Annotated in this window: 19 protein-coding genes and 1 riboswitch; of the genes, 9 read left to right on the top strand and 10 right to left on the bottom strand. The window is 67.5% G+C overall.

Annotation, left to right across the window (positions count from 1 at the left end):
- Positions 1 to 25: 25 nt before the first annotated feature.
- Positions 26 to 757, bottom strand: a complete 732-nt coding sequence (locus IG171_RS18335; protein WP_212128755.1) for a DUF998 domain-containing protein — start codon at positions 755 to 757, stop codon at positions 26 to 28.
- A 102-nt stretch (positions 758 to 859) separates the two neighbouring features.
- Between IG171_RS18335 and IG171_RS18330 the strand changes: the two genes are divergently transcribed.
- Both IG171_RS18330 and IG171_RS18325 read left to right on the top strand, forming a co-directional pair.
- On the top strand, positions 860 to 1,633 hold the full coding sequence (locus IG171_RS18330) for an isocitrate lyase/phosphoenolpyruvate mutase family protein (RefSeq protein ID WP_212128753.1): 774 nt from the start codon (positions 860 to 862) through the stop codon (positions 1,631 to 1,633).
- Positions 1,634 to 1,658: 25 nt separating this feature from the next.
- Positions 1,659 to 2,420, top strand: coding sequence for a VOC family protein (locus tag IG171_RS18325; RefSeq protein ID WP_212128751.1), 762 nt, complete (start codon positions 1,659 to 1,661; stop codon positions 2,418 to 2,420).
- A gap of 96 nt (positions 2,421 to 2,516) precedes the next feature.
- On the opposite strand, the gene IG171_RS18320 is transcribed toward IG171_RS18325, so the two are convergent.
- Both IG171_RS18320 and IG171_RS18315 read right to left on the bottom strand, forming a co-directional pair.
- Complete coding sequence (locus tag IG171_RS18320; protein ID WP_212128749.1) at positions 2,517 to 4,661, bottom strand: RecQ family ATP-dependent DNA helicase; 2,145 nt, start codon at positions 4,659 to 4,661, stop codon at positions 2,517 to 2,519.
- Positions 4,662 to 4,838: 177 nt separating this feature from the next.
- The gene (locus tag IG171_RS18315; RefSeq protein WP_212128747.1) at positions 4,839 to 5,312 is read right to left on the bottom strand and encodes a hypothetical protein; all 474 of its coding nucleotides are present in this window, start codon (positions 5,310 to 5,312) and stop codon (positions 4,839 to 4,841) included.
- A 143-nt stretch (positions 5,313 to 5,455) separates the two neighbouring features.
- Here IG171_RS18315 and IG171_RS18310 point away from each other — a divergent pair, with 143 nt between their 5' ends.
- Positions 5,456 to 6,040, top strand: coding sequence for a TetR family transcriptional regulator C-terminal domain-containing protein (locus tag IG171_RS18310; RefSeq protein WP_212128745.1), 585 nt, complete (start codon positions 5,456 to 5,458; stop codon positions 6,038 to 6,040).
- A 33-nt stretch (positions 6,041 to 6,073) separates the two neighbouring features.
- Here the strand turns inward: IG171_RS18310 and IG171_RS18305 are convergent, their stop codons facing one another.
- Complete coding sequence (locus IG171_RS18305) at positions 6,074 to 6,967, bottom strand: ArgP/LysG family DNA-binding transcriptional regulator (RefSeq protein ID WP_212128743.1); 894 nt, start codon at positions 6,965 to 6,967, stop codon at positions 6,074 to 6,076.
- A 70-nt stretch (positions 6,968 to 7,037) separates the two neighbouring features.
- Here IG171_RS18305 and IG171_RS18300 point away from each other — a divergent pair, with 70 nt between their 5' ends.
- A complete protein-coding gene (locus tag IG171_RS18300) occupies positions 7,038 to 7,637 on the top strand; it encodes a LysE family transporter (RefSeq protein WP_249203822.1) in 600 nt (199 codons plus the stop codon).
- Positions 7,638 to 7,832: 195 nt separating this feature from the next.
- On the opposite strand, the gene IG171_RS18295 is transcribed toward IG171_RS18300, so the two are convergent.
- Positions 7,833 to 10,010 (bottom strand): YhgE/Pip domain-containing protein, encoded by a 2,178-nt coding sequence (locus IG171_RS18295; RefSeq protein WP_212128741.1) that lies wholly within the window; start codon positions 10,008 to 10,010, stop codon positions 7,833 to 7,835.
- 105 nt (positions 10,011 to 10,115) lie between these two features.
- Positions 10,116 to 10,976, bottom strand: coding sequence for an ATP-binding cassette domain-containing protein (locus IG171_RS18290; protein WP_212128739.1), 861 nt, complete (start codon positions 10,974 to 10,976; stop codon positions 10,116 to 10,118).
- A 322-nt stretch (positions 10,977 to 11,298) separates the two neighbouring features.
- Between IG171_RS18290 and IG171_RS18285 the strand changes: the two genes are divergently transcribed.
- Positions 11,299 to 12,375 carry a tellurite resistance/C4-dicarboxylate transporter family protein gene (locus tag IG171_RS18285; protein ID WP_212128737.1) on the top strand — a complete coding sequence of 359 codons (1,077 nt, stop codon included), beginning with the start codon at positions 11,299 to 11,301 and terminating at the stop codon, positions 12,373 to 12,375.
- Between the two features lie 117 nt (positions 12,376 to 12,492).
- Here the strand turns inward: IG171_RS18285 and IG171_RS18280 are convergent, their stop codons facing one another.
- From IG171_RS18280 to IG171_RS18270, 3 genes are all read right to left on the bottom strand, one after another.
- Positions 12,493 to 12,987, bottom strand: coding sequence for a DUF805 domain-containing protein (locus IG171_RS18280; RefSeq protein ID WP_212128735.1), 495 nt, complete (start codon positions 12,985 to 12,987; stop codon positions 12,493 to 12,495).
- Between the two features lie 264 nt (positions 12,988 to 13,251).
- A complete protein-coding gene (locus IG171_RS18275; RefSeq protein ID WP_212128733.1) occupies positions 13,252 to 14,550 on the bottom strand; it encodes an MFS transporter in 1,299 nt (432 codons plus the stop codon).
- Between the two features lie 70 nt (positions 14,551 to 14,620).
- On the bottom strand, positions 14,621 to 15,172 hold the full coding sequence (locus IG171_RS18270) for a MarR family transcriptional regulator (RefSeq protein ID WP_212128731.1): 552 nt from the start codon (positions 15,170 to 15,172) through the stop codon (positions 14,621 to 14,623).
- 190 nt (positions 15,173 to 15,362) lie between these two features.
- Positions 15,363 to 15,490: riboswitch (FMN riboswitch) on the top strand.
- Positions 15,491 to 15,603: 113 nt separating this feature from the next.
- Here IG171_RS18270 and ribD point away from each other — a divergent pair.
- The 4 genes from ribD (at position 15,604) to ribH (ending at position 19,449) form a co-directional block, all read left to right on the top strand.
- Positions 15,604 to 16,653, top strand: coding sequence for a bifunctional diaminohydroxyphosphoribosylaminopyrimidine deaminase/5-amino-6-(5-phosphoribosylamino)uracil reductase RibD (gene ribD, locus IG171_RS18265; RefSeq protein ID WP_249203818.1), 1,050 nt, complete (start codon positions 15,604 to 15,606; stop codon positions 16,651 to 16,653).
- Positions 16,654 to 16,756: 103 nt separating this feature from the next.
- Positions 16,757 to 17,455 carry a riboflavin synthase gene (locus IG171_RS18260; protein ID WP_212128729.1) on the top strand — a complete coding sequence of 233 codons (699 nt, stop codon included), beginning with the start codon at positions 16,757 to 16,759 and terminating at the stop codon, positions 17,453 to 17,455.
- A complete protein-coding gene (ribA, locus tag IG171_RS18255) occupies positions 17,448 to 18,797 on the top strand; it encodes a GTP cyclohydrolase II (protein WP_212128727.1) in 1,350 nt (449 codons plus the stop codon). The genes IG171_RS18260 and ribA overlap by 8 nt, the downstream gene beginning before the upstream one ends.
- Positions 18,798 to 18,978: 181 nt before the next feature.
- Positions 18,979 to 19,449, top strand: a complete 471-nt coding sequence (gene ribH / locus IG171_RS18250) for a 6,7-dimethyl-8-ribityllumazine synthase (protein WP_212128725.1) — start codon at positions 18,979 to 18,981, stop codon at positions 19,447 to 19,449.
- A gap of 325 nt (positions 19,450 to 19,774) precedes the next feature.
- Here the strand turns inward: ribH and poxB are convergent, their stop codons facing one another.
- Positions 19,775 to 21,490, bottom strand: a complete 1,716-nt coding sequence (poxB, locus tag IG171_RS18245; RefSeq protein ID WP_212128723.1) for a ubiquinone-dependent pyruvate dehydrogenase — start codon at positions 21,488 to 21,490, stop codon at positions 19,775 to 19,777.
- Between the last annotated feature and the right edge of the window lie 21 nt (positions 21,491 to 21,511).

Here is a 21,511-nt window from a genome sequence, read left to right as displayed (position 1 = left end):
ACACAAACGCGCGATGCCTCTTCAGTCAGCTTCGCGCCTCCAGCTGCCGCCGGCGCCTCGCGGCATCGCGCAGCTGCATCCACCCCGCGAGGACGAACCAGATGAGGAACGGGTAGACCGCGAGACGTTCGATGATCCCGACCGGCAGGCCCCATTCCGGAGGGACCGCCATGAGCGCGGTCCCGACGAGCCCGAGCACGCCCAGGCCGATCGTGAGCCCACCGAATTCGACGCGTCCGATCCGACGCGTTTTCGACCATGCGGTCATGGCGATCCCGACGGTGAGCAGGCCGATGTTCTCCACCACGGCGCCGCCGAAGCCGAGCACCGCGTGCATGGTGGGATCGATATCGGCCGGGACCATGCCCGTTCCGGCCAGGAGCATCCCGCCGGCGGCGAGCAGGAAGGACCCGCACCGGCCGAGGGCCGTCGGGGAGATCCAGTCGTGCCAGACGAAGGCGATCACCGCAAGCATCGAACCGGAGAGGATGAAGACGCCGTTGACCAGCGGGTGAGCCGGCGAACACACCTCGAGCGGGGGTTCGGAGTCTCCCCACTGTCCGCATCCGGTCATCCCGAGGTGGCTGATCGACTGCCGCACGAACGAATAGTCGCCTTCGGCGGCCAGGGCCGCGGGGATCTCGATGAGCAGGCAGATCATGGCTGCGAGCACGGCGAGAAGTGCCCAGACCCGCTCGGGCTTGGGCGAAACGCGAATGGTGCCCGCACCGGCCACCTCGGTCCCTCCCTGCGACAACCTCGGTTGACGTTCATGGTATCAACGCCTGAGTCTGAGACCTTCTGGTGAACGCCTCCGAGCTCTGGCGTGTCGCCCCCTCGGGGTGGAACAGTATTGCCCATGGTCGATTACACGGTTCTCGCCGAACGCGCCTTCACCCTGCTGCAGGGCCATCACCAGGACGAGCCGCTCGTGCTGCCGACCGTCTGGGATGCCTGGTCGGCTCGTGCGATGGTCGATGTCGGGTTCAACGCCCTGAGCATCGGGTCGCACCCTCTGGCCGATTCGCTCGGGCACGCCGACGGGGAGGCGATGACCCTCGAGCAGGCGCTCGAGGGGATCTCCCGCATCACCTCGGCGGTGAATGTTCCGGTCACCGCGGACCTCGAATCCGGGTACGACACCCCCGCCCCCGATCTCATCGCCGGTCTCCTCGAGGCCGGCGCCGTGGGGGTGAACATCGAGGACACGATCCACAGCCGCGGCAGCTTGCGCAGTCCCGAGGAGCACGCCGAGTACATCTGGAGTCTGCGCCGGGCCGCCGATGCCCAAAGGGTCCATGTCGTCATCAACGCCCGCACGGACGTGTTCAAGTACCCCGGCGACTTCGACGACCCCACCGCCGAGGCGGTCCGCCGTCTCCGCCTGTGCACCGAGGCCGGCGCCGACTCCGTCTACCCCGTCCGGCTTCCCGATGTGGACACACTCAAGTCGATCCTGTCCCAGGTCACCCTGCCGCTGAACGTCACGGCCCACCCGATCAAGGGAGCGGTCCCCGAGGAGCTCGATCTCACCCAGCTCACCGAGCTCGGAGTCGGTCGCGTGACCTTCGGTCCGCTGCTGCAGGCGGCACTGACCGACTGCTTCGCCGATTTCACCCGTACGTGGCACTAGAGACTGCAACCGATGAGGAGCCGCCATGCCGACCAGCCCCCGCGAAGGACAGCCCACCTGGATCGACTACACGTGCCAGGAATTCGAATCGACCACGAATTTCTACTCGGAGATCTTCGGGTGGGAGTTCACCGACCAGGGCCCCGACTTCGGCCACTACAACATGATCACGAAAGGCGGGGCGACCGTCGGCGGAGCGATGCGCGCGGTCCATATGGACGGCACCCCGAATCCGCTGGCTCCGGCCATGTGGACGACCTACCTCCACACCGATGACGTCTCCGGCGTCTATGCCGCATCGCTCGAAGCCGGTGCCGCCCCCATCGCCGAGCCCATGGCCGTCGGCCCACTGGGCCAGATCGCCGTGATCACCGATCCCACCGGCGCCGGAGTGGGCATGTGGCAGCCCGGCGAGTTCTCCGGCTTCGACACTCCCCTGACGCCGGGCACCCCGGTCTGGTTCGAACTCATGACCGTCAACTACCCGGTCGCCAACGAGTTCTACGGCCACGTCTTCTCCTTCGACATCATCCCGATGGAGGGGTTCCCGTACGCCACCCACGGGGCCGGTGATGATGCCGTGGCCGGCATCTGCGATGCCAGCGAGTGGACGCAGGTGTCGTTCTGGCGCACCTACATCAATGTCGAGGATGTCGACGCCACCGCCGCGAAGGTGACCGCGCTCGGCGGCATGGTGCTCGCCGGTCCGGAGGACTCCCCCTACGGGCGCATCGCCACGGTCACCGATCCGGAAGGTGCCACGCTCCAGCTGCAGCAGAATCCGTGACCGGCGCCGAGGCGACCCTGTGGCTCGCCCAGTCGTGCTCGGGCCCGGCCGCTCGCTTCAGGGCGTAAGGGCCAGAGCGTAAGGACCGGGACGAGTTCAGGCTCGAAGAGCCAGGGCGAACGGCAGCACCGAGGCGGCTCCGGCCTGTCGCAGCAGGCGTGCGCAGATCGTCATCGTCCACCGGGAGACGACCTCGTCGTCGACGAGAAGCACGGACCTGCCGGCCACCGCCTGTTCGATCTCGGGCGGGACGACGAAGGCTTCGAAGAGGTCCTTGACGCGGAAGGCGCTGTTGACGTCCGGGGTCCCGTGATCACCGACCTGCAGCAGTTCACCGCCGTCGACGAGGCGACCGGCCGCTGCGAGGTTCGCGGCCAAGGATCGCACGGTCATGGGACGGCGGGCGCTCGGAATCGATACGACCACCTCGGGGCGGGTGGTCCAGTCCCATTTCCCGAGCACCTCGAGGCACCACTGGCCGATCTGCGTCGGCACCTCGGCATCGGGCGCATCGGGGGCGAGGAAGGACCGCAGGGTCTGACCCTGCCCGAGGTCGGACAGACGCGCGATCGCTCGCCCCTCCTCGGCGAGCTTCTCGGCCGGGATCCGGCCCTTGAGCGGCACGCCGATGTTGGCCAGTCCGCTGGGCCAGGTGCTGCGCGGTTCGATGGGCAGGCCGATCCTGTGCAGATTCCCGGCCGCGGCCCGGCGCTGCTCATCGGAGATCTCGGGCGAGAACCACACTCCGGCACAGTTGTCACAGCGGCCGCAGGGGCGCGGATCGGGGTCGTCGAGCTGACGGATGAGGAACTCCATCCGGCACTGGCCGGTTGCTTCGTAGTCGAGCATCGCCCGGGCCTCGGCGGCACGCACGGCCGCAACCTTCTCATAGCGCTCCCGGTCGTAGGTCCACCCCTGCCCGGTCGAGACGTATCCGCCCTTGACCTTCATCACCGCGTCTTCGACCTCGAGGGTCTTGAGCAGGAGGTTCAGGCGGGATCGCTTGGTCCCGACCAGTGTCTCGAGGCGGGCGACGGACAGCGGACCGTCCGCCTCGGCCAACGCCGCGAGCACGGCATTCGCATCAGCCTGATTCGGCATCGAGGCGGTGGCGAAGTACTCCCAGATCTGTTCGTCCTCAGCCCCGGGCAGCAGCAGCACATCGGCCGAGTCCGTGGCGCGGCCGGCACGGCCGACCTGCTGGTAGTAGGCCACGGCCGAGGACGGCGCGCCGATGTGGATGACGAATCCGAGGTCGGGTTTGTCGAAGCCCATCCCCAGCGCCGAGGTGGCCACGAGCGCCTTGAGTCGGTTGTCCTTGAGCTGGCCCTCGAGTTCGGCGCGCTCTTCGGCATCGGTGCGTCCCGTGTAGGAGCGGACCTCGTGACCCTGTTCGCGCAGCATCCGGGTGATGTCCTCAGCGGCGGAGACGGTGAGCGTGTAGACGATGCCCGATCCGGTGAAATCGGACAGGTGGGAGCCCAGCCACGCGATCCGGGCACTCGCATCGAGGCCGGACAGGACGCCGAGGCGCAGGGAGTCGCGGGCGAGTTCGCCGCGGACGACGGTGGTGTCGTGACCGAGCTGTTCGGCGACGTCGGCGACCACGCGCGAATTGGCCGTGGCGGTGGTCGCCAGCACCGGGGTGTTCGCGGGCAGTTCGGCCAGGATGTGACCGATGCGTCGGTAGTCGGGGCGGAAGTCGTGCCCCCAGTCGGAGATGCAGTGGGCCTCGTCGACGACGATGAGGCCGAGGAAGGACAGCAGCTGAGGAAGCACCTCGTCGCGGAACTGCGGGTTGTTCAGCCGTTCCGGGGAGACCAGCAGAACGTCGAGGCTGCCTGCCCGCAGGTCCTCGAGCACGGAGTCCCATTCGGTGACATTGGACGAGTTGAGGCTGGCGGCGCGGACTCCGGCCCGCTGCGCGGCCGCGATCTGATCGCGCATGAGCGCCAGCAGCGGGGAGATGATGAGGCTGGGGCCGGTGCCGGCCGAGCGCAGCATTCGGGTGGCGACGAAGTACACCGCGGACTTGCCCCAACCGGTGCGCTGGACGACGAGGACGCGCTTCTTGAACTCCACGAGGTCGCGGATCGACTCGAGCTGGCCATCGCGGAACTGCGCGTCCGGGTCCGCGGTGAGCTCGGAGAGGATCCGCTGAGCCGCGGCGGCGAAGTCATCGTGGGCGGAGGACTCGGGCGATGTCGTCGGGGGCGGGGTCGTCGGTGCGCTTTCCGTCATGGGCCCAGTCTAGGCCGGGGCACTGACATGACCGCCGGTCGCGGGCGCCGCGTGCGCGCCCGACCGCGGGGCCGTGCGGTCCTGCTCGCGGGGCCGTGCGGTCCTGCTCGCGGGGGCCGTGCGGTCCCGGTCGCGGGGGCCGTGCGGTCCCGGTCGCGAGGGCCGTGCCCGCCGATCTCAGCGCAGAGCGAGCTCGATGCCCAGCGTCGCGAGCACGCCGAAGAGCACACCCCAGAGGATGATCGAGACGACCTGCCAGATGGCCACGACGTTGCGGTTCGCGCCGAATCCGACCATCGCCGACGATGTGATCTGCGAGGGCAGGAGCGTCTGGCCGAGCAGCGAGACTCCCGGCACCCCGAACTTGTCGAACATGCGCTTGAGGCGCTGCCGTTTCGGCTTCTCCTCGGCCTGCCGGTTCTTCGTCGCTCTGTCGCGGATGGCGCCGGCCCCGTAGACGAAGACGAGCATCGAGATGACGTTGCCGATGACGGCCATGAGGATGGCGACGACCGGATGCATGCCGATCGCCACGCCGATGACCGAACCGAAGTAGGACTCGACGAAGGGGATGGCGGAGACGAGCAGAATGCCCGCCCATTGCAGCCAGACGGGGATGGCTCCGGCGAATTCCTGCAGGCTGTCGATCATGAGGGCTCTCTTCTTCCGTTCGGGTCCTCCGGTCGGACTGGCACACCGCACTCGCAACGCCTGAGAACGCTTTAGCACGCCGTACTAGTACAGCGCACTATACACTGGCTGGAACCACCGCTGTCAATGAGGAAGAAGGGCAGTTGTCGAAACGAGAGGACATCATCGCCGCGGCTATTCGCCTGGCCGAGCGATCGGAACCCGGACAGGCCAATCTCAGCGTGCGTGCCGTCGCCGCCGAGGCCGGAGTCGGTGCGTCGACGCTGCGCCACTACTTCCCGACTCAGTCCGAACTCCACGAGGCCGTCGCGCTGCGGTCCATCGACACCGTGATCAGCGATTTCTCCATCACCGACTCATCGATCGACCCCGGTCAGCGTCTCTTTCAGTGCTGTGCCCAGTTCCTGCCCACTCACGAACGTCGCGAGCTCCAGCTCGAACTCTGGTTCTCCATGCACCTGCACGCTCTCGGACCCGAGAAGGCAGCGGTCTCCCGCCGGCTCCTCGAGCACGGGCATCGGGTCACCTGTGACTGCCTGCACCGCTGGCTGAACACTCTTGCGGCCGAAGGCCACCTCGACCCCTCCGAGACGGCGCCGGCGGCCACGGCCCTGTTCACCACCATCGACGGAATCGCCCTGCACTCGATCATCACGCCCGAGACCATGACGGTCGATGCCGCCCACGAGCAGCTCACGTGGACGATCGGCCGGATCCTCGGCCTCTGACCCGGGCCCGTCGAAGGCTCAGGCCGCCGGGGATCAGCGCATGGCGGCGGCCGCGCGGCGCAGAGCCTCGGTCAGCCGGGAGAGCTTGTCGGACGCCAGCGTCCAGTGGTGCCAGTACAGCGGAACGTCGATATGTGGGTTCTCACCGATCTCGACGAGGTCGGCGTCGAGTGCCTCGAGCTGCATGATCGGAACCATTCCCCACCCGAGTCCGGCCGCGACCGCGGCGACGAACTCGGCCGATCCCGGCACGACCGACACCGGCGGCCGCCCCTCTGCCTCACAGCGACGGAGGAACTCGAACTGCAGATCATCGTCCTGCCCGAAGTTCACCATCGGCAGTCGGGTCAGATCCGCATTCGCATCGGGTGAGTGCCGCTCCAGCAGTGAGCGCTGCGCCACGGCGACATAGCGCATCGTCCCGAGCTCGTCGACGCGCGTGCCGTATCCCCCGGTCCTATCCGAGGTGATCGTGCCCAGCACCTCCCCCGAAGCCAGCAGCGGCAGTGCTTTGTCCTGGTCGACCATCTCGATGCGGATGACGACGTCGTCCCAGCCGGCCGCCTCGGCGAAGACAGGGCGGAACCACGTCGCCATCGAATCGGCGTTGACTCCGATCCGCAGCACCGTGGGCTCGCGTCGCCTGCCTCCGTCCGTGCCGAGCGCATCGGCATCGATGCCGTGCAGACGGTCGAGGGCCTCGGATTCGAGGAGCTCGACCTGCCGCGCATAGCGCAGGATGGCCTGCCCCGCCTCGGTGACGGTGATCGGGTTCGTCCGTCGGATGAGCACCTGCCCGAGGCGGGACTCGAGGGTGCGGATGCGCTGGCTGGCCGCCGAGGCAGTGATGCCGAGGACGAAGGCCGCACCTTCGACGGTGCCTTCGTCCACGGCGGCGGCGAGGGCCTTGACGTGCTCGATGTTCATGAAGCAATTGTGCATCAATTACATATTCTGTTGTTTTCCTTCTCTGCGTTCGGTCCCTACTGTTGGGTCCGTGCTCACTCATCTCGTCGCCGGCCTGCTCACCGGGTGGTCGCTCATCATCGCTGTCGGACCGCAGAACGCACTCATCCTCCGACAGGGGATCCGGCGCGAGCACCTCGGCGTCGTCGTCGGGATCTGCATCCTCGCCGATGTGCTGCTCATCGGCGCGGGAACCGTGGGCATCGGGGCGATCGTCCTCCTCGCACCGTGGGCCCTGGAGGTCCTGCGGTGGCTGGGGGTGGCCTATCTGCTGTGGTTCGCGTGGACCAGCCTGAGATCGGCTCGGACGGCATCCGGGCTCGAAGCCGACACCCAGCAGCGCAGCCTGAAGTCGATCGTCCTCACGACCCTGGCCCTGACCTTTCTCAATCCCGGCGTCTACCTCGACACGGTCGTCATGCTCGGCAATCTCGCGCACCAGCAGGGCCACGGCGGCGTCGGACCGTTCACGATCGGCGCGATGCTCGGTTCGGCCACGTGGTTCCTCGGCATCGGCTACGGCGCCCGTGGGCTCTCCCGCTATCTGGCCAGGCCCAGGGTGTGGCAGGTCCTCGATGTGATCATCGCGATCGTGCTCGTCATCCTCGCGGTGCGCCTGGCTCTCGGGTAGACCGGGCCTCGGGAGGCCCGGTCGCGGGATCGTCCGAGCGCTTGCACCGCCGCCGTCTGTCGCGGCACTGGACACAGCGAGAACTGGTCGCGTTCGGATAGGAAATCGGCGATTCGGTATCCGAACGCGACCACTTCTCGGAAGACAGCGCCTCAGGAGGCCCCCAGCTCCTCGGCGTCGGTTCTCGCTGCGGGCCTACAGCTGCAGGCTCGGATGCAGCTGCGTGAGTGTGACCATGCGCTTGCGGCTGCAGACGATGACGGTCGCGACCAGGCTGATCAGCAGCATCAGCAGCAGGACCACTGCCGCCTGCGCTGCGATGAACATGTCGCCTCCGGCGATGAGCGTGCGCAGTCCGTTGACTGCATGCGTCATCGGCAGGAAGGGCGAGATGATCTGGAAGATCCCCGGAGCCGTCTGGACCGGATAGGTCCCTCCGGCCGAGGCGATCTGGATCATCAGCAGCACCAGGGCGATGAGCCTGCCGACACCGCCGAGCGCCGCCACACACAATTGGTGCACGGCATGGAAGCACGCGGCCACGAGGATCGAGAACAGCAGAGTCCACAGCCACGCGCCGGCCGAGAAGTCGAGGGCGAAGGTGAGCACGAGGTAGAGCACAGCGACCTGGGCGACGCCGAAGAGGAGACCGGGCACATAGCCGGCCCAGGCGATGCGCGTGGACTTCGCCGAAGACGCCAGGGCCCGATACGGGATGGCGTTGATGACCATATAGGTGATCATTCCGCCGATCCACAGCGCCAGTGAGACGAAGAAGGCCGCCAGGCCCTCACCATAGGCGTCGACCGGATTGTCCTCGACCTTGTCGGCATCGACCGGCACGGCCACGACATCCGAACGGTGATCGCGGTCGTTCTTGTCATAGGTCGGGATCTGCTTGAGCCCCTCCTCGAGGCCGTCGGCGAGCTCCCCGGAGCCGTCGGCGAGTTCCCCGGCGCCCGAGTCGAGTTCCTTCGACCCGTCGACGAGCTGCGACGAGCCGTCCTTGAGGTCGCCGACGCCGGACTTCGCCTGCTCGGTTCCGTCCTTGAGCTGCTTGGCTCCGTCATTGAGGTCACCGGCACCCGTGGCGAGCTCGCCCGCGCCGGCATCGAGCTTGACCAGGCCCGAATGCAGATCATCGGCACCCGTCGCGACCTGCTGCGCCCCGTTGTCGAGCTGACCGATCTTCCTATCGGCTTCGTGGATCTTGTCCATGACGCCGTCGACGGCATCCCTGACCCGGTCCTCGAGGTCCTTGGCCTTGTCGGTGGCCTTCTTCGCCCTCGAATGCGCGTCGTCGAGCTCCCCGCCGAGGCTGTCCACGTCATCGGCGAGCTTCGCGACGTCCGGATCGTCCGGGTACTTCTCCTGCAGTTTCCTGACCCGGTCGTCCACGTCGCCTCTGACCGTTGTCCGAGCTCCCTCGAAGTCGTCCTCGGCCTGCTGGAGCTTGGGTCGAGTCCCGTCGACGAGGTCATCGGCCCGCTCCTTGAGATCATCGGCCTTGTCGGTGGCACCGTCGGCGACATCGCGCAGCTGTCCGGTCCCGTCGGCGACCTGCCCGGCGCCGTCGGCGAGTTCCTTCGAACCGTCCTTCGCCTCGGTGGTGGACTTCGCCAGGGTGTCCGCCCCCGTCTTGAGCTCGCCGCTGCCGTCCGCGAGCTCTCCGGCACCGTCATCGAGCTCGCCGATGCCCTTCTGCAGCTTGCCGACACCACCGTCGAGTTCGGTGGTGCCGTCGACGAGCTCGCCGGTGCCGTCGTGGAGTTCGACGGAGCCGTCGTGGAGCTGCGAGGCTCCGTCGGCGGCCTCCTCGGTCTTGGAGTGGATGTCGTTGAAGCCGACGTAGACCTCCGAGACGTATTCGGCCGTGGTGGTCTTGTTCAGGCTCGATTTGATCTCGGTGAGCACGGTTCCGGCCATTTGGCCGATGATGAAGTTGTGGGCGTCATCGGTGCGCAGCTGCAGCCCTGCCTGCTCCGGGTCGTCGCCGCCGGTGGAGACCAAACGCTCGGAGAAGTTCGAGGGGATCTCGAGGACAGCGAAGTACTTGCCCTCGGCCAGTCCCTCATCAGCCTCCTCCTGGGAGGTCTCCTCCCAGTCGAAGCCGCCCTCGCCCTCGGGTGTGATCTCATCGACGAGCTCATCACCGGCGTGCAGGGTCTCGCCATCGGAGTCCGGCTTCTCGGCGCCGGTGTCCTCGTTGACCACGGCCGCTTGGAGCTTGTCGAGGTTGTCGGTCGGAGACCAGTTCGAGGCCAGGTAGAGACCACCGTAGATCGCGGGGATGACGGCGATGACGATCATCGCCAGGCGCGTGATCGCGTGCCGCTTGAATCGTGAGAGCTCTAACCAGGGAAGGGAGAACATCCGGGAATCTCCTGTTATTCGAATTCGTGGTGCAGTGGTTGCTGTGGGGGTCGGACCGGTCTCAAGTGCTGCCTCGGCGCGGGCGGCGCAGCGGTCCGGGACTCGTCAGTGGCGCGAATGCTCGTGTGGTCGGTGGTGGGCGACCATCTCCAGCTCGACCACCGCCGCCGGTTTTGCCTGCGCTCCGAGGGACTCGGCGGCGATGTCGAACTCGCCGGAGTCCTCGCAGGAGACGATCAACGTCAGCGGGTCCTCAGGATCCCACGACCTGCGCAGCTGCTGGTAGATGAGGAGTCCGGCCCAGGCGCGGGCCCGGTCGGAGGCTTCGCGCAGGTAGTCGATGTTGTCGACGACGACGATGGGCGGGCGGCTCAGGCTGGCAAGGCCGAATTCGAGGAAGAACTTCTGCAGCTCGCTCAGGTCCGAGACGAACACCTCGCCTTCATCGTCGATGAGGAAGTCGGCCTCCCGCGCGTCCGTGGTCGAGAACGTGCCCTCGGGCAGGTCGTCGATGAAGTCCGAGGCCGAGCGGAAGGTGTCCTGGATCAGGCTGATGACCTCGCGCAGGGACCTCTTCGACACCCACGGCTTGTACCAGGGTTGGAGCATGATCTGCCGCTCGGCGATGTGCTGCGCGACCGTGAAATCGCCTTCGAGGTCGGTCAGCCCCTCGACGTGTCCGACAGCGACCCGTTCACGCACGGCTCGGGCCTGTTTGCGGACGTCCAGATCGCCGAGGCGACCCTGCCCCTCCGAGGGCCGCATCCGTCCGGCCAGCGACAGCAGGAAGGACGTCTTGCCGCTGCCGGCCGGGCCCCGGACGATCGCGATCGCGCCGGTCGGAAGCTCGAGGTCGATATCGCTGAAGACGCTGCCCTGCTTGCCCGACATCGACCACCCGCTCAGCGAAACCGCCGTGTCGTCGATATCGTCATGTTCGGTGAGAGTGTCCGTTGTGCTCTCCATTGCCATGGCTCCCAATCGTCTGTGCCCGCTTCGACTCAGTGCGTGCCGGGCGCTTGTGCACCCGCCCATGTGAATGGAGACTACGCCACCGTGGGCGCGGGGCGGGATGGGACGGGTCGACACACTTGACGTTACTCATGGGTAACTCTAGTGAATTCTCCCGTGAATCGAAATCTGAAGGCCCCAGATGTCGGCAATCGCACACCGAGGCGACCGCCCGAGAGCAGGAATCCGATGAGGGCCGTAATATCGAAAGCGTCGAAGCTCGGACAGGCGACAGGAACCGAGCGGGCGGACCGAGGAAGACGAGAGCGAGGAGCGGATGAGCACGGCTGATCGCAATCTCACGCGATTGCACCGGGACTGGGGCCTGAGCCCGTCGACGCTCGCCCCCGGATGCTTCGCCTCGGTGATGGCCACCGGCATCGTATCGATCGGGGCGCAGCTCAAGGGCCTGCCCGTGCTCTCCGGCGCACTGTTCTGGCTGGCCGTGGCCCTCTATCTGTTCTTCATCACCCTGTCCGTCATACGCGCGATCCGGTTCCGCGAATCGCTGAGAGCCGACCTGCACGATCCGACTCGATCCTTCGGCTTCTTCACCGCGATCGCCGGCACGAATGTCATCGCCACGGCCCTGGTCGGTCTCGGAATGGCTCCGCTGGCCCTGGTCCTCTTCGGCATCGGCGCACTGCTGTGGCTCGTGCTCGGCTACGGGATCCCGTTCGCCGCTGTGCTCGGTTCGAGCATCCGCCCCGTGGTCAAGGGGGTCAACGGCACCTGGTTCGTCTGGGTGGTCGCCACTCAGTCCGTGGCAGTCGTCGCCTCCAGCCTGGCGCTCGAGCTGCCGAAGTCCTTCCCCTCGCCCGGTCTCGTGGTCGCACTCACCCTGGTGGCCGTGATCATGTGGGCCGTGGGGCTGGCGCTCTACATCGCCTGTGCCCTGTTCGTCGGCATGCGGGTGCTGCTGCACAGGTTCGGGCCCGAGGACCTCGACGCCCCGTACTGGGTGACGATGGGCGCCCTGGCGATCTCGATCGTTGCCGGTTCACGGCTGCTCGAACTCGAGTCCACTCCGATCCTCGACGCCACGCGTCTGCTGGTCAGCAGCTCCTCGGCGCTGCTGTGGGCCTTCGCCACCTGGCTCATCCCCTCCTTCGTCCTCGCCGGTGCCTGGCGGCACTTCATCCACCGTGTGCCCATGACCTATTCGGCGGGACTGTGGAGCATGGTGTTCCCCTTGGGAATGTACTCGGTGGCCAGCATCTACCTGGGCCGATCGGATCGAGTCCCGCCGATCGAGTGGATCGGTCAGCACTGGTTCTGGGTGGGACTCGTCGTCTGGGCCATCGTCTTCTCCGCCATGGTCGCCTCCTTCGTCCGGACCATCCGCGACCGCTGACCGCCTTCGCACAGCACAGCGCCCCGCCGGTGCCGGCTCACACCGTTGCAACGGTGCGTGCCGGCACGGGCGGGGCGTGATGGTGCCGGCGCCGGGGCCTGCGGGCCAGCCGGCAATTCAGGCGTCGAAGCGCTGGCCCTCGGGCTTGGGCGGCATGATCGTCATCACCAGCACGACGATGCCGCCGATGCTCGTGAGGTTGAGCAGATAGAACAGGCCGGAGAAGTTGGCGTCATGCAGACGTCGCCATGCGACGGCGATGGAGGGCACGAGGACCGCGAGCCCGAAGACCGCCATGAGCCCGCCGCCGATGACGATCAGAGCGATGCCGGCACCCGACGGTGAGGCATAGGGGTCGTTCGAGACCGAGGCGGCCGCCACCCCCACGCCGATCATCAGCAGGATGTAGGGCACGAGCGCGATGAGGGCACAGAACAGCGTCGCCCACCAGTATTCGCTGCGTGAAGCGCGTCCGGAGAACTTCGTGTAGTTCTTGAAGAAGCGCTTGACGGCCTGACCGAAGGACGCACCGTAGAGCGGCAGGGACAGGTCGTCGGGGCTGGCGGCTCCGCGAGGTGCGCCCCCGAAGCCCTGCCCGCCGGGTCCGGGCATGCCTGCTCCAGGGCCGGGATTTCCTGCTCCGGAAGTGTATGCTGCGTTCGCGTCGTAGGTCATGATGGCCTTCGTTCGTAGGGAATGGTTGTCCGATGCGCCCCGTCGGCGACTGTCAGGATTCTTTCAGTCCGCCTCCAGGGAGCACTGTGACCATTCTGCCCTACAGCGCATCTCGATCGTGTGACGAACCGGTTTCAGATCTGCAACTCCCCTGTTCCCCCGCCTCGACGGCGCGGGGAGCCGCCTCGGCAGAGCCAGACCTCAGGAATCGCCTCCGGTCAGCGCATAGGCTTCGTCGACCGGGGCTTCGTCGATGTGCCCGTCGACTCGACGCAGCGCCTTCCAGCCGAGAGAGACGACCACGACCGACAGGAGCACGGCTCCGGCGCCGAAGAGGTAGGGGGCGCCGGCGCTGATCGATTCGGACACCGCACCCGCGACGATCGGGGCCACGGCACCGCCGATGAAGCGCACACCCGAGTAGGTGCCCGAGGCGACGGGACGCGGCAGGTCGCTGACCTCCATGGCCGATTCGGTGAAGACCGTGTTGAGCAGGCCGAGCAGCAGTCCGGCGATCACAACGCAGACGATGATGCCGATGAAGGACTCGATGAGGAAGGACATGACGGCCAGCAGCACGGCCAGGCCGATGAGCGTGACGATGAGACTGCGACGACGGCCCATCCGCTTCGTCAGCAGCGGAGCGCCGAACACCGAGGTGATCGCCACGCAGATGCCCCAGCCGAAGAAGACGTAGCCGAGTCCCATGGCGCCGAAGTCCTCGATGCCCATCTTCGCGGCGGCCGCCTCGACGGGGAAGGGGCTGTAGGCCAGCAGGATGAAGAAGCTGAAATTGTACAGCAGTGCGGAGACTCCCAGCACGGCCACACCCGGCCGGGCCAGGGCCCGGAAGGTGGCGCTGAGGGCGATCGGTTCGGCCGTGGGGCCGTTCGAGCTCGCTCCACCCGGCAGCAGCACGATGATGGCGATGAAGCCGATGGCCATGAGCACGGCGGTGCCGAAGAAGGGCCCGCGCCAGGACAGGCCGCCGAGGAGGCCGCCGAGCAGCGGCCCGGTGGCGATGCCCACGCCCAGCGCCGCTTCGTAGAGGATGATCGCCTTATCGGCACCACCGGAGGCGGCTCCGACGATCGTCGACAGCGCAGTGGAGATGAACAGCGCGTTGCCCAGGCCCCAGCCGGCGCGGAATCCGATGATCTGATCGACCGTGCCGGAGAATCCGGCGAGGGCGGAGAACGCGACGATGAGGACGAGGCCGACGAGCAGCGTGGTCTTGGCGCCGATGCGCGAGGACAGGTAGCTGGTGAAGAACATCATGCCACCGGTGATGAACAGGTAGCTGGTGAACAGCAGCATCGACTGCGCCGGTGTGGCATCGAGCTCGGCCGAGATGGCCGGCAGGATCGGGTCGACCAGGCCGATGCCCATGAACGCGATGACCGCGGCGAAGGCCACGGCCCACGCAGCACGCGGCTGGTGCAGAATGGACGCTCCCGCTCCGGTGTCTCCTGACGCGTCGTTGTCTGTTGACGCTCTCATCTGGTGGCTGCGGCCCCTTCCCTGTGGTGCTTGTTGACAGAATCTGTGATGGTGCGCGGTCGCGCCCGGTTCAGGCGGGCTCGACCTCGGTGGATTCGCCCTCCTCGGGCCCGGCTCCTGCGGAGTCGTTCCCAGCGGCTTCGCCCGCCGTGGAGGTGTCGTCGCGCGTGTCCTCCTCGCCGACATCGACCGGGTGCCGGTCCCTGAGGTAGGCCGAGACCAGACCGAGAGCGTGGTCGACGCTCAATCGCTCCTCCGGTGTGAGGGATTCGAAGTAGGGTCGCATCTGCTCGGTCATGATCTCCCGGTTCTCGGCCAGCCGCTGCCGGCCGGCATCGGTCAGCGAGAACTGCGAGGCGCGTCCGTCGGTCGGGCTCGCTTCCCGGAGCACGAGGCCGGCCTCTTCGAGCCGGGCGAGAAGCTTCGTCGCCGCAGGCTGCGAACTCAGGTATCCCTGCGCGAAATGGCCGACTCGAACGGGCTGATACTGTTCGACGGCGGCGAGCGCACGCAGGGTCGCCAAGGAGTTCTCATTGCCGATGACTCGCCGAAACGCTCGGGTCAGACGCGAAGAGACGACGACGAGCCGCGACACGAGTTCCGCTGAATCCACATCATCCATAACCTACTTATATACCCAGGTTATGCACCTACGCAAATCGATGCCCTCGGCACGAACTGACCCTCGCCGCCCTCAGATGCTCCGCGCGCCCACACCAGCGTCGATCCGCCCGCGCATCGGATCGGCGCCGATATCTCAGTCTGTGACCAGGAGCATTCCCGCCTCGACGATCGGCGTGCTAATCTGGGCTCACATGTTCCGGGGACGGTGAAATTCCGTACCGGCGGTGACAGTCCGCGACCCGCCAGCTTCATGCCGGCGGCTGATTCGGTGAAATTCCGAGACCGACAGTCAGAGTCTGGATGGGAGGAGCATGGTGGCCTCGGCCGCTGTGTTCGGTGCATACGACGGCACCGTCGCACACGTCCGACCGCCCTGATGGTTGCACCCGCAATATCCTCCCTCCCGGCGAAGGCTCGGGAGGTTTTCCATTGGACGCGGAGTTCACCGAACTCGAATCCACGGCGATGTCGGCCGCCCTCGACGCTGCCCGCGAAGGCTGCCGTGGGGCCAATCCCCTGGTCGGCGCCGCGATCCTGACCGCGGACGGGAAGATCGTCACCGGCCATCACGCAGGAGCCGGAACCGCCCACGCCGAGGTCGACGTCATCACCACCGCCCACGACCTCGACATCGACCTGAGCGCCTCGACGCTGTTCGTCACCCTCGAACCCTGCTCCCACCGGGGGCGGACCGGTCCGTGCACCGAGGCGATCATCGCGGCGTCGATCCCATCGATCGTCTTCTCCTCCCCCGACCCGAACCCACTCGCCTCCGGCGGCGGTCGGATCCTCGCCGAGGCGGGGCTGCGGGTGCGTTCGGGACTGCACCGCGACCGCGCCCACGAACTCAATGCCCGGTGGGTGGAGACCATGACCGCCTCCCGCCCCTTCGTCACGGCCAAGATCGCGCAGAGCCTCGACGGCGCCGTCGCCGCCGCGGACGGAACCAGTCAGTGGATCACCTCGGCGGACTCGCGGGCCCATGCGCATCAGATCCGCTCCCGCGTCGACGCCATCCTCGTCGGCACCGGCACCGTGCTGGCCGATGACCCCCGGCTCAACGCCCGCGCCGCTGACGGCTCCCCGCTGCCGGACCAACCGCGGCCGGTCGTGTTCGGCACCTCGCCGCTGCCGCCCGAGTCCTTCCTCGCGCTCAACCCGGACACTCTCCGGCTGCCCACCCACGACATCGGCGAGGCCCTCGATCGACTGCATGCCGAAGGCGTCCGCCACCTCCTCGTCGAGGGCGGGCCGCAGGTCCTCGGCGCCTTCTTCGCAGCCGGGGCCGTCGACGAGGTCTTCTGCTACCAGGCTCCGCTGCTCATCGGTCCGGGCCGGCGCAGCGTCGACGGGCTCGGCATCGACACCCTCGCCGACGCCCTGCGCCTGCTCCCCGACGACACCGAGGTGCCCGCGGTCTCAAGACTCGGGCCGGACTTCCTGCTCCACTTCGTCGCGGACTCGGCTCCGGCGCCCTAGCCGGCGTCGATCGGGCACACCGCAGGAGCCCACGGCTCAGCATCTGCGACTCACCAGCCAAGACTCACCAACCAGGATTCAGCAAGCAGCACCACGGAGGCACATGTTCACCGGAATCATCGAAGGACTCGGCACCGTCGAGGCCATCGAACACACGAACGACTCGGCCGAGATCACCGTCGACGCCGGCGATCTCGTCGCCGACCTCGACCTCGGCGGGTCCCTGGCCGTCAACGGCGTCTGCCTGACGTCGTCGCGGCAGGAGGACTCCGGGCGACCGGGACTCTTCACCGCCGAGGTGATGGGCGAGACCCTGCGTCTGACCGGACTCGGCAGCCTCGAGGCAGGCGATCGCGTCAATCTGGAACGCTGCACTCCCGCCTCGGGGCGCTTCGACGGACACGTCGTCCAGGGCCATGTCGACGGCCGCGGCGAACTCATCGACCGCACCGACCGGCCCGAATGGTCGACCCTGCGCATCGCGATCCCCGCCGAACTCGCACCGCTGACCGCGGTCAAGGGGTCCATCGCCCTCAACGGGGTGTCGCTGACCCTGACCGCCGTGTCCGAACCCGACGAGCCCACCGCCTGGGTCGAGGTCGGTCTGATCCCGGCGACGCTGAAGCACACGACCTTCGGCGAGCTCGAGATCGGAGCGGCCGTGAACATCGAAGTCGATGTGCTCGCGAAGTACACCGCCCGCCTGCTGTCCTTCCGCATGGCCGACGACGCACCGACCCACCCCGGCCCCGCCTCGGCGGGTGCACACCCGAACACAGATCAAGGAGTCGCTCATGACTGATTCTCTCGCCCATGCCAGTCGTCTCGATTCGATCGAAGAGGCCATCTCCGCCGTCGCCGCGGGGCGGCCGATCCTCGTCGTCGACGATGAGGACCGGGAGAACGAAGGCGACCTCATCATCGCCGCCGAATTCGCCGACGACGCCGCCATGGGCTTCTTCGTCCGCTACACCTCGGGCGTCATCTGCGCCCCGATGACCGCCGACCGGGCCGAGGCCCTGCGGCTGCCGCCCATGGTCGCCGACAACGAGGACCCGAAGGGCACCGCCTATACGGTCAGCTGCGATGCGGTGGGCGTGACCACCGGCATCAGCGCCGCCGAACGCGGACTGACCGGCCGCGTCCTGGCGGCGGCAGAACCGGATCCCGCCGCGATCTCACGGCCCGGCCACGTCTTCCCGCTGATCGCGAAGGCCGGTGGCGTGCGGCAGCGTCCCGGCCACACCGAGGCCGGGGTCGAGTTCGCACGCCTGGCCGGCGCCCAGCCGGTGGCGATGATCGGCGAAGTCGTCCACGACGACGGTTCGATGATGCGCTTCGATGCGGTGCGCGACTTCGCCGATGCCAACGGACTCGTGATGGTCTCGATCGAACAGCTCATCGCCTACCTCGATGAGCGCGATGCGGCTGCCGGTGCCGAGGTGCCGTCGGCCCCCTCGGTGGCGACGAGCGCCGATCCGGTGGCGGCGACGCAGTCGCTGCGCTCGACCGAGGAGGTGCCGCTGCCGACGGAGCACGGGAGTCTGCGGGCCCGCGCATTCACGATCGACGGGCACGACCACCTCGGCGTGTTCGCGGGTTCCCTCGATCCGGCCCCGGCCGGTCCGGCGCCGCTGGTGCGGGTGCATTCGGAGTGCCTGACCGGGGACGTGTTCGGTTCCCACCGGTGCGACTGCGGTGAACAGCTGAACCAGGCGCTCGATCTCATCGCCGAGCAGGGTGGGGCGGTGATCTACCTGACCGGTCACGAGGGACGCGGTATCGGGCTGAGCAACAAGCTGCGGGCCTATGCGCTCCAGGATCAGGGGTGGGACACCGTGGATGCGAATCGGGAGCTCGGATTCACCGATGACGCCCGCGACTACCGCGCCGCGGCGACGATCCTCCGCACACTCGGACTCGACCGCATCCGGCTGCTGACGAACAACCCGGTCAAGACCGCGTCCCTGGAGAAGCTGGGCATCACGGTCGAAGCGGTCGTGCCGCTCGAGGTCGCGGCTCGGCCCGAGAACACGCACTACCTGACCACGAAGCGCGAGCGCATGCACCACTCGCTGACGCTGCCGGCGGTCACGGGCACCCCCGCCTCCGGCGCCGACTCCGCCGGAGCCGTCGCCAGCTGAACCGGGGGCGCGGCCGCCGCGGACCTCGGTCAGCACTGCGAGTCTCGGGCGCGGCCACGACTCTCGGGCGCGGCCGCCGCGAGCCTCGGCCAGCGCCGCGGTCGCGGACCGCTCATGAACGAACCCGGCTCACCAGAGACCAGCAAGCCGACTCACCAGAGACCTGAAAGAAGGACAGAACATGGCCCACTCCGGAGCACCCGAACTCACCGTCGACGCCGCCGAACTGCGCATCGCCATCATCGCCGCCTCCTGGCACACGCAGATCATGGACGGCCTGGTCGACGGAGCCCAGCGCGCCGCCGCCGACGCCGGAGCCGACGCCACGCTCGTCCGTGTGCCGGGCAGCTTCGAACTGCCTGTCGCCGCGGCCCGGCTGGCCCCGCACTTCGACGCGGTCGTCGCCCTCGGTGTCGTCATCCGCGGCGGCACCCCGCACTTCGACTATGTCTGCCAGGCCGCCACCGACGGACTCAACCGGGTCGCCATCGACACGCGCAAGCCCGTGGGCTTCGGCGTGCTCACCTGCGACACCGAACAGCAGGGACTCGACCGGGCCGGACTCGAAGGCTCTCAGGAGGACAAGGGGCACGAGGCCATGACCGCCGCCCTCGTCACCGCCCAGGCGCTGGCGGACTACCCGGTGGTCTGAGCGGCGGGCGATTCCGGCCGCCGAACAGTGGTCGCCTTCGGACACCGGCGCCGAGCAGTGGTCGCGATCGGACACTTCCGTGCCTCAGAAGTGTCCGATCGCGACCACTGTTCGGCTCTGAGACGGCTGCGTCAGCCTGTACTGTGCCGTACGTGTCTCCTGCGGGCGGATCCAGCTTGATAAGGTCCCGCTTTTCCACGCGGATCCGCCCGCAGGAGACATTCGCGGACGCAGACTCTCGCGGAGGCAGACTCTCGCGGAGGCAGGCAGCCGCAGGCTCGCCCACGCGGCCGCAGACTCGCTGCCGCATCCGCCGGACTCCGGGTCAGAACAGCTGACGGATGTTCGTCCTGGCAAGGTCGATGAGCTCGTCGCCCTTGCCCGAGAGCACAGTGCGGATGGCGTAGAGGGCGAAGCCCTTGGCCTGCTCGACGGTGATCGACGGCGGCATCGACAGCTCCTGACGTTCGGTGACCACATCGAGGACGGCGGGACCGTCATAGGCGAGGAACTCCTTCACCACCTTCGGCAGGTCCTTGGACTTCTCGACGCGGAAGCCCTTGATGCCGACCGCCTCGGCGATCGTGGAGAAGTCGGGGTTGGCCAGGTCGGTGCCGAAGGTGACGAAGCCGGCGGCCTTCATCTCGAGCTCGACGAAGTTGAGCGAGGAGTTGTTGTAGACGACCGTCTTCACCGGCAGCTTGTTCTGAGTGAGCGTGATGAGCTCACCGAGAAGCATGGCCAGACCTCCGTCGCCGGCCATGGCGATGGTCTGCCGATCCCCGAACGCCGAGGACACCCCGACGCTCTGGGACAGGGCGTTGGCCATGGAACCGTGGCTGAAGGAGCCGATGAGCCGACGCTTGCCGTTCATCGTCAGGTACCGAGACGCCCAGACGACCGGTGAGCCGACATCGGGGACGAAGACCGCGTCGTCATCGGCCATCTCGTCAATGAGCCGGGTCAGGTACTGCGGGTGGATCGTGCGCTTCGAGGGCGTGGCCAGCTCGTCGAGGTCCTTGCGGGTCTTCGCATAGTGCTTGGTCAGCGCCTTGAGGTGAGAGCTGCTGCGGTTCGCAGCGATCTTCGGCAGCAGGGCCTCGACGGTATCGGCGACCGTGCCGACCAGCCCGATGTCGACAGGGGTGCGGCGCCCGATCTGGGAGCCGCGGACATCGACCTGGATGACGGTCGCGTTCTCGGGATAGAACTGCTGGTAGGGCAGGTCGGTGCCGAGCATGAGCAGGGTGTCGCAGTCCTTGAGCGCGGCATAGCCGGAGGAGAAGCCGAGCAGCCCGGTCATGCCCACGTCATAGGGGTTGTCGTATTCGACGAACTCCTTGCCGCGCAGGGAGTGGACGATCGGGGCCTGCAGCTTATCGGCGATGGCGAGCAGTTCGTCATGGGCGCCTTCGGTGCCGGCACCGGCGAGGATCGTGGTCTTCTTGCCCTTGTTCAGCGCCTTCGCCGCGGCCTCGATCTGGGAATCGGCGGGGATCACACGGGAGGGATAGGACTTGACCACCTCGGCGGCGGCATCGATCTCGCTCAGTCCGATATCGCCGGGGATGACGAGGACGGCGACGCCGCGCTTCTCGATGGCCTCCCGCATGGCGATGCGCAGCAGTCGGGGCATCTGCTGGGGGTTGGCGACGTGCTCGACGTAGACGCTGCACTCGCGGAAGACATCCGTCGGGTGGGTCTCCTGGAAGTAGTCCGAGCCGATCTCGTCGCTGGGGATGTGCGCGGCGATGGCGAGCACCGGGACACGGGAGCGCTGAGCGTCGTAGAGGCCGTTGATGAGGTGGAGGTTGCCCGGTCCGCAGCTGCCGGCACACACGGCGAGCTCGCCGGTCAGTGCTGCCTCACCGCTGGCTGCGAAGGAGGCGGCCTCCTCGTGGCGGACATGGACCCATTCGAGCTGCGGGTTGACCCGCAGCGCGTCGGTGAAGCCGTTGAGCGAATCTCCGGGGATGCCGTAGACGCGTTCGACTCCGCTGGCCACGAGGGTATCGACGATGTTCCTGGCTACGGTGGGCATGCGATTCCTTCCGTTGAAACA

Origin of the sequence: Brevibacterium sp. SMBL_HHYL_HB1, assembly GCF_018208375.1 — a bacterium.
GTDB classification, from domain to species: Bacteria; Actinomycetota; Actinomycetes; order Actinomycetales; family Brevibacteriaceae; genus Brevibacterium; species Brevibacterium intestinavium.
Note: the sequence above shows the minus strand (reverse complement) of the source record. Positions and strands in the feature narration are given on the sequence as shown.